Source organism: Streptomyces sp. NPDC008139 (assembly GCF_042957025.1).
Classification (GTDB): Bacteria; Actinomycetota; Actinomycetes; order Streptomycetales; family Streptomycetaceae; genus Actinacidiphila.
This window is the reverse complement of the sequence record NZ_JBIBHM010000003.1, coordinates 42,642-56,386: the sequence shown is the minus strand read 5'-3', so window position 1 is coordinate 56,386 and position 13,745 is coordinate 42,642. Positions and strand designations below refer to the sequence as shown.

10 protein-coding genes are annotated in these 13,745 nt (G+C 73.2%); 5 read left to right on the top strand and 5 right to left on the bottom strand.

Going from position 1 to position 13,745, the window contains the following annotated elements; translation table 11 throughout:
- The first annotated feature begins 73 nt into the window (after positions 1 to 73).
- Positions 74 to 313 (top strand): DUF397 domain-containing protein, encoded by a 240-nt coding sequence (locus ACFZBB_RS06845; protein WP_093716245.1) that lies wholly within the window; start codon positions 74 to 76, stop codon positions 311 to 313.
- Between the two features lie 99 nt (positions 314 to 412).
- Here ACFZBB_RS06845 and ACFZBB_RS06840 read toward each other — a convergent pair whose 3' ends face one another.
- Positions 413 to 1,138, bottom strand: coding sequence for a maleylpyruvate isomerase family mycothiol-dependent enzyme (locus tag ACFZBB_RS06840; protein ID WP_391118585.1), 726 nt, complete (start codon positions 1,136 to 1,138; stop codon positions 413 to 415).
- Entirely contained in the window at positions 1,135 to 1,788 is a 654-nt protein-coding gene (locus ACFZBB_RS06835; RefSeq protein ID WP_391118583.1) for a pyridoxal 5'-phosphate synthase, read from the bottom strand. Before ACFZBB_RS06835 ends, ACFZBB_RS06840 begins: the two co-directional genes overlap by 4 nt.
- A gap of 50 nt (positions 1,789 to 1,838) precedes the next feature.
- Between ACFZBB_RS06835 and ACFZBB_RS06830 the strand changes: the two genes are divergently transcribed.
- From ACFZBB_RS06830 to ACFZBB_RS06820, 3 genes are all read left to right on the top strand, one after another.
- Positions 1,839 to 2,471 (top strand): ABATE domain-containing protein, encoded by a 633-nt coding sequence (locus tag ACFZBB_RS06830; RefSeq protein ID WP_391118581.1) that lies wholly within the window; start codon positions 1,839 to 1,841, stop codon positions 2,469 to 2,471.
- A 564-nt stretch (positions 2,472 to 3,035) separates the two neighbouring features.
- Positions 3,036 to 5,978 (top strand): AAA family ATPase, encoded by a 2,943-nt coding sequence (locus ACFZBB_RS06825; protein WP_391118579.1) that lies wholly within the window; start codon positions 3,036 to 3,038, stop codon positions 5,976 to 5,978.
- Positions 5,979 to 6,106: 128 nt separating this feature from the next.
- Positions 6,107 to 6,607 carry a hypothetical protein gene (locus tag ACFZBB_RS06820; RefSeq protein WP_355344009.1) on the top strand — a complete coding sequence of 167 codons (501 nt, stop codon included), beginning with the start codon at positions 6,107 to 6,109 and terminating at the stop codon, positions 6,605 to 6,607.
- A gap of 208 nt (positions 6,608 to 6,815) precedes the next feature.
- Here the strand turns inward: ACFZBB_RS06820 and ACFZBB_RS06815 are convergent, their stop codons facing one another.
- The gene (locus ACFZBB_RS06815) at positions 6,816 to 8,759 is read right to left on the bottom strand and encodes an N-acetylmuramoyl-L-alanine amidase (protein ID WP_391118577.1); all 1,944 of its coding nucleotides are present in this window, start codon (positions 8,757 to 8,759) and stop codon (positions 6,816 to 6,818) included.
- A gap of 302 nt (positions 8,760 to 9,061) precedes the next feature.
- On the bottom strand, positions 9,062 to 10,150 hold the full coding sequence (locus ACFZBB_RS06810; RefSeq protein WP_391118575.1) for a phosphotransferase: 1,089 nt from the start codon (positions 10,148 to 10,150) through the stop codon (positions 9,062 to 9,064).
- A gap of 226 nt (positions 10,151 to 10,376) precedes the next feature.
- On the opposite strand from ACFZBB_RS06810, the gene ACFZBB_RS06805 reads away from it, so the two are divergent.
- Positions 10,377 to 11,858 carry a hypothetical protein gene (locus ACFZBB_RS06805; RefSeq protein ID WP_391118573.1) on the top strand — a complete coding sequence of 494 codons (1,482 nt, stop codon included), beginning with the start codon at positions 10,377 to 10,379 and terminating at the stop codon, positions 11,856 to 11,858.
- 215 nt (positions 11,859 to 12,073) lie between these two features.
- Here the strand turns inward: ACFZBB_RS06805 and ACFZBB_RS06800 are convergent, their stop codons facing one another.
- Entirely contained in the window at positions 12,074 to 13,543 is a 1,470-nt protein-coding gene (locus ACFZBB_RS06800; protein ID WP_391118571.1) for a SpoIIE family protein phosphatase, read from the bottom strand.
- Positions 13,544 to 13,745 lie beyond the last annotated feature (202 nt).

Sequence of the window (13,745 nt, the reverse complement as noted above, 5' to 3'; positions counted from 1 at the left end):
CCGCGGACTTGTGCGGGCTCCGGATCCGGTGGATAGGCTGGAGGACGGACGACGACGTAGGAGGAGAGCGGACGTGGCCGAAAGCACCATCGGACAGCCGTTGGCCAACGGGAAGAAGCCGCAGGTCGACTTGACGGACGCGGAGTGGCTTTCCAGCAGCCAGGGCACCGGCGACGTACAGATCGCCTTTGTCGAGGGCTACATCGCGATGCGGGACGGGCGCAACCCCGACGGGCCCGCCCTGATCTTCACCCCCGCCGAGTGGCGCGCCTTCGTGCTGGGCGCGCGGGACGGCGAGTTCGACCTCACCTGAGCGCAGCCCGGGGCGGACGGCATCGGCCGCCGCCCACCCGCGGCCGGGAGGCTTCCGCCGCCCGCCGCCCGCCGCGGGTCACCGTGGTCAGCGGGCCCGCTACGGCCAACTGCCCAGCGTCGGCAGCGGATCGCCGGTCAGCGCCCGCGGCGGCACCCGTCCGGCCAGCCAGGCCGCCAGGTCGGTCAGCCGACCGCGTACGAGCACGGGTGTGCCCTGGCCCCGCGTGAACGACCAGGTGTCGTCCGCCGTGTCTCCCGGTGTGCCGAGCGTGAGCCGTATCCCGTCCGGCACCCGCGCGGACAGGAAGTCGACCAGGTGCGTACACAACTCGGGGGACCAGTCCGCCGGGGTCGGGCCGAGCAGCGCGTCCGCCGTGTGGATCTCCAGCTCGCGCCACCAGGCGAGCCCCGCCGTGGTCACCGTGCCGTCGCGGTAGCTCACCGGCCGGTCCCAGTCGTCCGGGCCGACCGCGGCCCAGGACGCCTCGATCTCGTCCAGCGCGTCGCCGAGCGCGGCGGTCAGCACCGGTGCGGAGCGGCCGTGGCCGGCCTCGATGGCCGCGTCCCGGCCGCTGCGACCGCCGTCGTACACCTCGATCAGCTTGCCGCGCAGCGCGTAGCGCGCCTGCCGGGCCAGCGCGAGGCCGACGCCCTCGATATGCGTCAGGACATGGCCGCGGGTCCAGCCGGGCAGCGCGCTGGGGGCGCGGACGGCCTCGTCGTCGAGACCGTCGAGCAGCGTGCGCAGCCGGGTCTGCCCCGCGTCGAGCACGGCCGCGAGCGCGGGTCCTCCGGTCGTCGGGCCGGTCGTGGGTCCGGTCACGGCCACAGCAGACCTCGCTCCCAACCACCCTCGGTACGGACGTAGCTGACTCTGGTGTGTCTGCGGTCGCGGTCGCCCTGCCAGAATTCGACACTGTCCGCGCGCAGCGTGTGGAGCGCCCAGCCGGGGGCCACCAGGTCCGGGTCGCGCTCGATCCGTCCCGCGGCCTCCCGCACGGCCGCGTCGCGGGTGGCGAGGTCGGTCAGGGGTGCGCTCTGGCGGCCGAGCAGCGCTTCGGCGCGAGCGCCGGGGGAGCGGGCCAGGAAGTCCGCCGCGCTCGCCTCGGGGCCCGCGGTCTCGACCCGGCCGCGAATCCGTACCTGGCGGGCGAGCGGTGACCAGTAGAAGGTGAGCGCCGCCGCGGGGTGGGCGGCCAGTTCGCGGCCCTTGCGGCTGCCGGTGTCGGAGGCGAACTCCCAGCCCGCCGCCGACACGTTCTTGACGATGAGCACGCGGGCGGTGGGGTCGCCGTCGGCACCCAGCGTGGAGACCGTCATGGCGTGCGGCTCGCGGACCCCGGCCGCGACGGCCGCCAGCAGCCACTCGATGAACAACTCATGCGGATCCGCGGGCAGTTCCGCGATGTCGAAAGGCGGCAGGTCGCCGTCGAACACATCCAGACCGCGCAGGATCTCGCGAAGGTCGGACACAGGTACCCCCCTCATTCGTTAATGGCTTACGACGACGATAGCATTAGGGTATGACCGGTGATCATCTCGCGCTCGACCTCGCCGTCACCATCCGGCACGACGGCCACGGCGGCGTCGCCGACGACCTCGCGGACCCCGCCGGGCTGACCCGGTGGGTGCGCGAGCACGCCGACGCGCTCAGCGGCGTTCTCGGTGAAGTGCCGAGCACGGCGGCGCGGTTCACCGCCGACGAGGCCGCGCGCACCGCCGTCGTCGAGGTGCGTACGGCGGTCCGCGCGCTCTTCGCCCGCGCCGTGCTTCCCGGCCCGCCCAGCCGCGCGGACGCCGGCCGACTGCCGTCGGCCCGGCAGGCGCTCGACCGGCTGAACACCGCGTCCGCCCTGGTCCCCGTCGCCCCGCGCCTGGACTGGCCGGACGGCGCGGAACCCGCGGCGGCTCACACCGTGTCCACCGACGCGGCTCCGGCCGACCGGCTGGCCGCCGCCGTCGCCCGCGCCGCCATCACATTCCTCGCCGGACCCGAGCGCACGCTGCTCCGCGCCTGCCCCGCCCCGCGCTGCGTCCGCTACTTCGTCAAGGAGCACGCCCGCCAGGAGTGGTGCAAACCGTCCTGCGGCAACCGCGCCCGCGTCGCCCGCCATCACGCGCGGCAGCGCGAGGGGCAGGCCCGGCAGGGGAGTTGACCGGAGGGAGGGGGCTGACGCGCGCATCGAGCCGGTGTGCGCGTCGAGTTGAGGCGCGGGACGAATTGAGGCCCGCGTCGAGCTGAAGCGCGGGACGAATTGAGGCCCGCGTCGAGCTGAAGCGCGGGGCGAGTTGGGGCCCGCGTGGGATTGAGGCGCGCGGCGAGCCGATGAGCGAGAGTCGCCGACATCCCGCGGGGGCTGACGCGCGCACGAGGGGCGTACGGCAGGGCCCGCGGACGAGACGGCGCGTTACGGCGGGTAAGGGGGGCGCATATGGGGCGCACGGGTGCTCCAGGGCGGTGCGGGGGCTGCGGTGCCTGGTGGGACGACGGCTTCGCGTGGCAGTCTCGCCCGTGCTGGGCGGCGGGGAGATCTCCCAGGTCGCCGCCGCTCCCGCCGTGCCGGTCACGTCCCCTGCCAGTGGCGAACCGGCACGGCCGTTCCCCCTTACACAGCGGAGCCGACGGCGTACGCTGTGAGGCCACCGGTCGGCTGTCCGTCCTGCACGTCCCCGCATGTCGTGCGCCGGGCGCACACCACCGGCAGGCAGGGGGGTTGACCATGTCGCAGCGCCACTCGCGCAATCGGCGCGCGCTGCTCGAACGAGACGCCGAACTCGTCGCCGTGGACGAGGCGTTGAGCGATCTCACCGGCTTACGTGCCGACGACGCCGGTACGGACGGGGGCACCGCCGCGCGCCCCGCCGAACGGCACGGCGGTCTCATCGCCTTCGCCGCGTCCGCCGGCCTCGGCAAGACCACACTGCTCACCGAAGTACGCCGCAGGGCCGCGGAACGCGGCTGCACCGTACTGTCCGCGCGCGGCGGCGACCAGGAGCAGCAGGTCGCCTTCCACGTCGCGCGGCAACTGCTGCAACCCCAGCTCGTCGGAGCCCCGGAGACGGAAATCCGCGCCAGGCTCGGCAGTTGGTACGGCATCGTCGGCCCGGCCCTCGGACTGTGCACGGCGGAAGGCGCCGCCCCCGACCCGCAGGGCTTGCGCGACGGCCTGGACTGGGTCCTCACCCACATCGCCGTCCAACGCGCCCCCGTCGTGCTGGTGTTGGACGACGCCCACTGGGCCGACCCGCAGTCGCTCAACTGGCTCGCCGCCTTCGCGCCGCGCGCCGACGAACTGGCCCTGCTCATCGTCGTCGCCTACCGGCCGGACGAACTCCCGCCGGGCGCCGAGTCGTTCCGGGGCCTGCCCGGCCGGGCGGGACACCGCCCGATCGGCCTCGAACCGCTCACCGCGACCGCCATCCGCCACCTGATCAGGGAGTCGGTCGGCGCGCACGCCGACGAGGCGTTCTGCCGCGAGTGCTGGGCCGTCACCGCCGGAAACCCCTTCGAAGCCGTCGAGTTGGCCGAGAAGGTCCGCGACCGGGGGCTGCGCCCCGACGAGTCCAGCGCCCACCTGCTGCGCGACCTGGCCGCCGCGGCCAAGGGCAGCGGTCTGATCGCGCGGCTCGAACGACTGGGCCCCTCCACCGTCCGCCTGGCCTGGGCCGCAGCCGTCCTCGGCACGGAGATCTCCCCGACGCTGGCCGCCACTGTCGCGGGACTCGGCCGCGAAGAGGCCGCCGACTGCGCCGACCGGCTGCGCGACGCCCGGATCGTCACCGGCAGCGGCACCCTGGAGTTCGTCCACCCGCTGATCGCCACCGCCGTCTACCGGGCGATCCCGGACGCCGTACGCGTCGCCCTGCACGGCCAGGCCGCCTGGTCGGTGGTCGACGAGGGCCTCGGTCCGGCCGCCGCGGCCCGCCATCTGCTGGAGACCCACCCCGAGGGCGACCCCTGGGTGGTCGCCCAACTGCGCGCCGCCGCACGGGAGACGCTGCGCGCGGGCGCCCCCGAGGCGGCCCGCGCGTACCTGGGCCGTGCCCTGCGCGAACCCCCGCCGCCCGAGGACCGGGCCGCCGTGCTCTACGAACTGGGCTCCGCCTCCCAGCTCCTGGAGCCCTCGGTCACCGTCAACCACCTGCGGGCCGCGCTCGAAGAGCCGATCACCGACCCCGAACTGCGCGACGGGATCGTCTTCCGGCTCTCCCAGTCCCTCGCCCACAGCGACCGGCTCGGCGAGGCCGCCGACGTCGTCGCGCACGCCGCCCGGACCGCCACCGGCGCCCGCACCAGGCTGCGGATGCAGGCGGAACAGTTCATGTGGGACGCCTTCCGCGCCGACGAACCCGACTCGCCCAGCCGCTCCCGGCGGCTGGCCAGGCTCGCCGACCGGCTCACCGGCCGCGACCTCACCGAGCGGTACATCATCGGCCTGCGCGCCTGGGACGCCACCTTGCGCGGCGAGCCCACGACCACCGTCCTGCGCCACGCGGGCCGCGCCCTGGACGGCGGCCTGCCCTGGGCCAACGAGGGCTGGGGCTTCGAGGTCCCCGTGCTGGTCGCCATGACCTACATGTACGCCGACCAGCCGGGCCGCGCCGAGGAGCTGTTCACCACCGGCATCGCGGGCTTCGAGCGGCACGGCTGGCGCGGCGCCCACCTGTCCTTCGGCTATCTGCTGCTCGGCTACCTGCGCTACCGCCGCGGGCGGCTCGCGGAGGCCGAGGACTTCGCCCGCGACGGGCTGCGGCTGGCCGAGCGGGTCGGCCGCGGCACCCCCGTCCAGTGGTACTCGGTTGCCGTCCTCATCGAGATCCTGCTGGCCCGCGGCCGGACCGAGGAAGCCGTCGCGCTCGCCGCCGCGTACGACTTCCGGGAGCCGTTCCCCGCGGCCGTCACCTTCCCCGACGCCCAGGCCGTGCACGGCGAACTGCTGCTCGCCCAGGGGCGGTACAAAGAAGCCGTCGCCGAACTGACCGGCGTCGGCGGCAGGCTCGACCCGCGCGGGATGCGCAACCCCGCCTGGAGCCCCTGGCAACTGCACCTCGCGCTCGCCGAGGCCCACGACACCCCCGACCGGGCCAGGGCGACCGCGCTGGACGCCGTCGCCCGCGCCCGCCAGTTCGGCGCCGCCTCCGCCGTCGGCCACGCGCTGCGGGTCGCCGCCGAGGTCACCGGCGGCCCGGAGGGGCTGAAGCTGCTCGAGGAGTCCGTCGACCGGCTGGAGGAGTCGCCCTCCGCGCACCAGCTCGCCTGCTCGCTCGTCGCCCACGGCGCCGCGCTGCGCCGGGCGGGACAGCCCGAGCGGGCCGCGGAACAGCTCCACCGCGGACTCGACACCGCCCGGACGTGCGGCGCGGACGGACTGGCCGACCGGGCCGGCCAGGAGCTGGAGCTGGCCGGGTCGCGCCCGCGGCACCCGCACTCGGCCGACTCCGACGCCCTCACCGCCCGCGAGCACGCCGCCGCCCTGCGCGCCGCACAGGGCGAGGACCACCGCCGCATCGCCGCCGCCCTCGGCACCGGCGAGCGCGACGTCGTCCGCACCCTGAACGCCGTCTACCGCAAGCTCGGCACCGACCCCACCGGGCTGCCGGAAGCCCTGCGCAAAATCCCCGCGGCGCCCGCGCCGCCGGACGACGACGCCTACGGCCGCTGACGGCCGGGGGAGCGGCCCGGGGGCGGGCCGCCGTGCGGGATCGCACCGGCCGGGGCGTCGCGCGACGAGGGCACGGAAGGGGCGCGGGCCCGGTCCCCGGCGGCGGTCGCTACCCGTACGATGGCGGCATGTCCTTCCTCCGCCGCCGTAGCGCAGCCACGCCCACCGGGCCGGACTTCGATGTCCTCGCGATGGACCCGGGGGACTGGCCCGGTGACCTCGGCGCCGGGCTGCTGCCCGGCCCCGACGGCAGTTGCCAGGGCATCTATCTGCGCTACGACCTGTTCGGCGGACGCGGCCCCGCGATGCTGATCGGCAACCTCCCGGTCGGCTCGCCCGCCCGCGAGCTGGACGACGGCCAGGTGCCCTTCGAGGTGGCCCAGCTCCTCGCGGCGCTCGGCAACGACGAACCGGCCGAGGTCACCGGGATCGAGGACACCCCCGTGATGCACGGCGACAGCCTGCTGATCGTGCGCCGGATCAAGATCTCCGAGTCGCGGGTGGCCTGCGCCCAGTTCGACCGCAGCGACGGCGTCCAGGTCACCATCGCCACCTGGGACCGGCCGATCACCGACGATCTGTACCAGCTTCTGAAGCCGCTGCCCGCGGAGATGTTCCAGGCGGGCTGAGGCCCGGCGGACACCTTCCGCGGGGCGGACGCACAGGACACGGACGCGACAGGACGCACAGGCACGCACGCTTCGAGACACGCACGCTTCGAGGTACGCACGCTTCGAGCGCACGGACACGACAGGACACGGCGAAGGGCGGCACCGGAATCCCGGTGCCGCCCTTCCCCCCGTTACCCTCGGGCCCGCCGCCGCGGGCCCGGCGGACTCAGCGCGGAGCGCCCAGCACCGACGGCAGCAAGGTCACGTCGGAGGCCATCACGTACTCCACCCGGTGGCCGAGCTGGATCTCGTAGTAGAGCTGCTTCCCACGCACCACCTTCTGGTTGCTGGTGTCGAAGGAGGTCGAGTAGAAGTACTCGCCCGGCACCACATTGCCGACCACGTACCGCTGTCCGGCCGGGATCGCGTACGGCATCGGGAAGATGCCCTGCACCGGCACGTCCGCCGGATACGCCGCCGCCTCCGGGTACGCGCGGCCGTAGACCGGGATGCTCGCCAGCCCCTTCCTCGGGGTGATCACCAGGCCGATCGAGTTGACGGCCGTCGGCTGCGACGCCGGGTTGTGGAACCACGCCTTCTGGCCGAGGTACCACACCGCAGTCCAGTCGCCCTGCCGCTCGGCCACCGCGAACTGCTGGCCCGCAGAGGCCCGCGCGCCCACGTCGTTGACGCCCGTGGTGCTCGCGCCGGTCGCGCCGTGCAGCCCGATGTCCTTGACCAGCGGCGCGTCCTCGCTCGGCGCCGTGTACAGCCGGACCGCGTCGGAGCCGTGCGCGGGACAGACCGCCGCGGCCGTCACACAGCCGGTGTAGACCGGCTGGTTGGTGTCGTAGTCGGGGGCGATGGTGACCACGCCGCCCCAGGCGCCGGCGGTCGCGCGCAGGGGGGCGCCCATCAGCGCCATGTAGTGACCCCAGTCCCAGTACGGGCCCGGGTCGGTGTGCATCCCCGAGATGTACGAGGCCGTCGGGCCCGGCACATTGTCGTGCCCGAGGATGTGCTGCCGGTCCAGCGGGATGTGGTACTTCGCCGCCAGGTACTTCACCAGCCGCGCGGACGTGCGGTACATCGACTCCGTGTACCAGGTGCCCGGATCGGTCAGGAAGCCCTCGTGCTCGATGCCGACGGACTTGGAGTTGGTGTACCAGTTGCCCGCGTGCCAGCCGACGTCCTTGGTGTTCAGGTGCTGGGCGATGTGCCCGTCGGAGGAGCGCACGGTGTAGTGCCAGGCCAGATACGTCGGGTCCTGGACGAGCTGGAGGGCGGTGTCCCAGTAGCCCTCGGTGTCGTGGATGACGATCGTGTCGATCTTCTCGGTGTTCGGCCGGTCGGCCTTGTCGTAGTTGCCGTAATCCCCGCCGCCGGTGTCCTCGTACGGCGCCGGGATCCACTCGCAGCCCAGGCCGCTCGGGCACTCCGTCCCCGCCGCGTTGACCTGCTTCAGGCCGATCCTGGCGGCCTGGCCCGCCGCGGGCTTCACCGCGGGAGCCGCGGCCAGCGTGACCCGCTGCCCGGCGTCGGTGGTCCGCGTCTGCCCCTGCTTCAGGACGTCGAAGACGTCGTCGGCGAAGGCCGCGGCCGTCGCCGTGTCGTCGGCGCCGGAATAGCGGGCGACCGCCGCGTACCAGTCCCCGGGATCCGAACTCAGCGGCTCGCCCAGCGACTTCTGGGTGTCGGCGAGCAGCGCCGCGCCGCCCGCCACATTCGTCGCCGCGTCCTCGCGCAGCGCACCGGCCGACAGCCCGGTCAGCGTCGCCGCGCGGTCCAGCGTGGTGTACGAGGCGGGCAGCGCGGCCAGATCGGGCGCCTGCGCGGTCGCCGCACTGATCATCGGCCGGGTGTCGTCCCCGCGCCCGTCGTCCGCGCCGTCCCCCATGCCCTTGCTCGGGAAGTCCGCGAGGGCGGTACGGGTGTCGGTCAGATGCATCGGCCCGTAGCCGCCGGTCACACTCGGCATGCCCTGGTGGCCGTCCCAGCGGGACTCCAGATACGACACGCCCAGCAGCACGCTCTGCGGCACGTGGTACGCCTTGGCGGCGTCCGTGAACGCCTGTTGCAGCGAGCCCGCGGCACTCGGGCCGGGCTCGGCCGCGTGGGCGACACCGAACACCGGGAGCAGGGCGGCGGCAGCCGCGGCGGCCGTGGCCATACGCAGCGCGCGCCGTCCACGGCGTCTGTCGGACGGGGGAGCGGATCCTCGCAAAGCAGCCTCCTCCAAGAGATGCCGAACGATCGGCACCACAGAGGTATCGGCTGCCGGAACATCCGTCAACCATCCGTCAGGCATCCGTGCACGAGGCCGTCTTCGCACGTCAGCGGCGTATTTCGGAAGTTTCCCCGCTGCGGCGTGCTGGCCTGCTCCTCGTCAGTGGTGTGGACCAGTGGGGCGCGCGGGACGGCGCGCGGAACTCGTGGCCGACCGCGGCCACGGTGTACCCGTCCGGTCCGCTCCTACCGGGTGCCGACCGCGGCGCGCACCGCCCTGCGGGCCATGCCGCAGTCGTCGTGCAGGCGGCGCAGCAGCAGCCGCTGCTCCTCGCCCGCCTCGGCCGCGCCGGGCGCCACGGGTCCCACGGCCCGCATCGTGCGCTGGACGGCCGTCTCGTAGGTGCGGATCTCCCGGGTCAGCACCAGCATCAGATTGACCAGGAAGGAGTCCCGCGCCGCCGGGCCCTGCGCCTGCGCCTGCTGGCTGATCTGCCGCCGCGCCGCCGGGTCGTCGCCGAGCACCGACCACAGCACCGCCAGGTCGTACCCCGGCAGATACCAGCCCGAGTGCTCCCAGTCGACCAGTGAGGGACCCGCGGGCGACAGCAGCACATTCGACAACTGCGCGTCGCCGTGGCAGAACTGCCCCTGCACATGGGCCAGTCCGTGCAGAAGCTGCTGGAGGTCGCCCATGTCCCGGTCGGTGAGCAGCCCCAACTCGTGGTAGCGGTTGATGCGGACGGGATAGTCGATCGGCGCGTCGAAGGAACCGGCGGGCGGGCGCCACATGTTGACGCGCGAGTACGCCGAGAGCGCCGCCCGCACATCGCCCTTGGTCGGCGGCTGCACCGGGTGCCGCTGCGGCGACACCACCCGTCCGGGCATCCGCTCCATCACCAGCACACAGCTCTCGGGGTCCGCGGCGATCAGCCGCGGCACCCGGACCGGCGGCCGGTGCCGGACGAACGTGCGGTAGGCCGTTATCTCCTGGCGGAAACGCTCCGCCCAGGCGGGGGACTGGTCGAGCAGACACTTCGCGACGGCCGGAGCGCGCCCCGAGGTGCCGATCAGCAGCGCCGTACGGCCGCCGCGGCGCAGGAGCTGGACCGGGGCGAACTCGGGGCAGATGCGCTGCACGGCGGCGACGGCGGTGCGCAACTGGGCGCCCTGTGGGCCGGTCAAGTCGAGTCTCCCGCTGAGCGGATGGGAGCTGCCCGCGGGCCGGCCGACGCGCCGTACGGCGGTGGCCTGGCGGGGGCGGAGGGCGGATTCCGCGACGGCGGGGTACGACGGCCGGGGCGGTGCGGACACGGAGGACGATGCCGAATACATGAGGAGAAGCAGATCCCTTCGTGTGCCAACGGTTCAGGGGCGCCACGGCCGGTCCGGTACCGCACCCTGGGGAATGCGGAGACGGACCGGGGTGGCGCGTTCCTACCTGACACCCGGCTGCGGGTGGCACACCACGTAGCGGACCCTGGCGAACCCTGGCGAATAGTCGCGGGGTCATTGTCAGGGGGAATAGTGTCAATTCAGCCGAGGAACCTGGGGGCTTGACGTGGGCAATGAAGCCAACACCCGACTCGCGGACCTGTTCGGCCTCACCGGCTGGTCCAAGGGCGAACTCGCACGGTTGGTCAACCGGCAGGCGGCGGCCATGGGCCATCCGCAGCTCTCGACCGACACATCGCGCGTACGCCGTTGGATCGAGACCGGTGAGTCGCCGCGCGATCCCGTGCCGAAGGTGTTGGCCGCGCTGTTCACCGAGCGTCTCGGCCGTGTCGTGACCATCGAGGATCTCGGGTTCGACCGGCGCCGGCAGACGGGGAAAAGACAGACCGGAGACGGCCTCCCGTGGCCGCCGGAGCGAACCGCCGCGGTCCTCACCGAATTCACGGGAATGGACCTCATGCTCAACCGACGCGGTCTGGTGGGCGCGGGCGCCGCGCTCGCCACCGGTTCCGTACTCAGCACCGCCATGCACGACTGGCTGCACACCGACCCGGCCCTTGCGGCCGACGCGCCAGTCCTCGACGAACCGCTCGACGCCGACCCCGCCGCCTACGACCAGTACGAGGCGGTACCGGTCGGCTCCCAGGAGATCGAGTCGCTGGAACGCTCGGTCGAGGTGTTCCGCGCCTGGGACGCCTCACGCGGCGGCGGCCTTCAGCGCAAGGCCGTGGTCGGCCAGCTCAACGAGGTGGGCGGCATGCTCTCCTACGCCCATCCCGCGCATCTCCAGCGCCGGTTGTGGGGCGTGGCCGCCAACCTCGCGGTGCTGGCGGGCTGGATGTCGCACGACGTGGGCCTGGAACCCACCGCCCAGAAGTACTTCGTGATCGCCGCACACGCGGCGCGGGAGGGCGGCGACCGGCCCAGGGCCGGTGAGGCGCTGTCCAGGGCCGCCCGCCAGATGGTGCACCTGGGGCGGCCGGACGACGCGCTGGACCTGATGAAGCTCGCCAAGTCAGGCTCCGGCGAGTCCGCGCTGCCGCGCACCCGCGCCATGCTGCGCACCATCGAGGCGTGGGCGCAGGCGTCCATGGGCCGAGGCCAGGCGATGCGGCGGACCCTCGGCGAGGCCGAGGACCTGTTCGTGTCCGACAAGGGCGATGTACCGGCGCCCAGTTGGATGCAGAATTTTGACGAGGCCGACCTGCACGGGATGCAGGCGCTCGCCTTCCGCACCCTGGCCGACCACGATCCGTCGGCCGCGGCCGAGGCACAGCTCCACGCCAAGAAGGCGCTGGTCCTGCGGGGTGGCGGCCACGAGCGGTCGATGATCTTCGACTATCTGTCGCTGGCGTCGGCCTGCTTCATCGCCGACGACCCGGAGGAGGCCGACCGCTACGCCCGGATGGCGCTGCTCACGATCGGGGAGACCTCCTCGCACCGCACCTGGGACCGGCTGCGCGAGATGTACCGGCTTACCGGCCGGTATTCCGGCTACACCAAGATCCAGGATCTGCGCACCGAGATCGAGACGGCACTGCCGAAATCCAAGGGGAAGGGAACCACCGGGAAGACCCGGTCCGTGTAACGGCGGCCGGCCGGCCTGCCGCCGAACGGGTCGGACAGCTCGTACGACAGCACGGACGAGATCCCTACCGGGCTCTCGGGAGGTCTCGGAAAAGACGACCGCGATTCACCCGCGGAGCGCACGCGCGGAAATACCTGTAAGGAATGCTGTACGGAATTCGTGCGCGCGACCTGTACGCGGAACGTATCCACGGGAAAGGAAGCTGGAAAGAAGGCTCAGGCGATCCTGGCGATCAGCACACAGGCGTCGTCCTCGCGCTCCGGGGTGCCGAACTCCTCGGCGACGATCCGCACGCAGTCCTGTGCGGTCCGGGCGCGGGCGAACAGCGGTGCCATCGCCAGGAGTCGTCCCGAGCCGCTCTCGGTGTCGGTGTCCAGCGCGGAACGGCGCGGCACGAGGCCGTCGGTGTGCAGCACCAGCAGATCACCGGCGGCCAGTTGCTCGTCGGCCTGCCCGTACAGGGCGCCGGAGGTGGCTCCGAGCAGGACGCCCTCGGGGGATTCGAGCGCCCGCCCCGCTCCGTCGCGGAACAGCAGCGGCGCGGGGTGGCCCGCCTGGGCCCAGCGCAGCAGCCGGGTCGACGGCTCGTACCGGCAGCACAGGGCGCTGCCGAGCGCGGGCTGCGCCGAGGTGTCGAGCAGTTCGTTGAGCCAGCCCATCAGGGGGCCGGGCTGGAGGCCCGCGACGGCCATGCCGCGCAGCGCGCCGAGCAGCATCGCCATGCCGGAGGTGGCGGCCACCCCGTGTCCGGTGAGGTCGCCGACCGTGAGTAAGGAGGACCCGTCGGGCAACTGCATCGCGTCGTACCAGTCGCCGCCGATCAGGGCGCTGGTGCCGGACGGCAGATAATGCGCTGCCAGGTCCATCGTGGTGGGCCCCCCGTCCTGCGGGAACCGCAGGGTGCCGCGCCAGGGCGGCAGCACGGCCTCCTGCAGCTCAACCGCCAGCCGACGCTCGGTCTGCGCGATCTGCCGCTGCCGCTGGAGGGAGTCACGGGTCTCCCGGAGCGTGCGCTGGCTGCGCCGCAGGTCACTGACGTCCCGCAACACCGCCCACATGGACACGGTGTCGCCGTCGGCGCCGAGTACCGGCTCGCCGACCATGTGCACCGTACGGACGGAGCCGTCCGCGCGCACGATACGGAATTCGCCGTCGATCGGACGGCCGTCCACCAGACAGCCGGTCACCATCTCGGTGAGGATCTGCTGGTCCTCGGAGAACAGCCACGAGGGCAGCTCGTCCAGGGTCAGCGGACCGTCGGCGGACTTCCGGCCGAAGATCCGGTACAGCTCGTCCGACCACTGCGCGTCATCGGTGAGCAGGTCCCACTCCGCGCTGCCCGCCCGGCCCAGCGCGCTGACCGCGTCGGGCCCCGGCGGCAGGGACGTCTGCGACGGCAGGTCCACCAGCAGGTCGGCGGTCAGCGGGTCGCCGCCCGGATACCCGGTGTCCAGGCCGTCCCTGAGCTGGCCGAGGTGGGTGTCCACGTCGTCGAGCTGGTGCACGGCCAGATCGCACAGGGCGCGCTGCCAGCGCAACTGGGGGTCCTCGGCGGCGGCGGCGCTTTCGCGCAGCACCGAATCCACCTGGGTCCTGAGGCGACGCGCCTGAGAGATCAGGGCGTCCACCGCACCGGGATCCGGTGGCTGCGCGGAGTTGTGCTCCGCGTGCGTGGGGAACGGCATGACACACTCCGAACGTGTCTGCTGGCAGGCGCTGAACGGCCGTGGCGGACGGAAGGGCCGGTAACGACTGTTGCACAGGGAGCGATCGGCCGTAAGGGTTTCCGCGATACCCGATACGGTGGTGCTTCTGGCATATGCCACCAGCCCAGCGGCATAACGCCACCCTCCGCGCCACCCCACCGGCCGTTCCCGCGCCACCCGT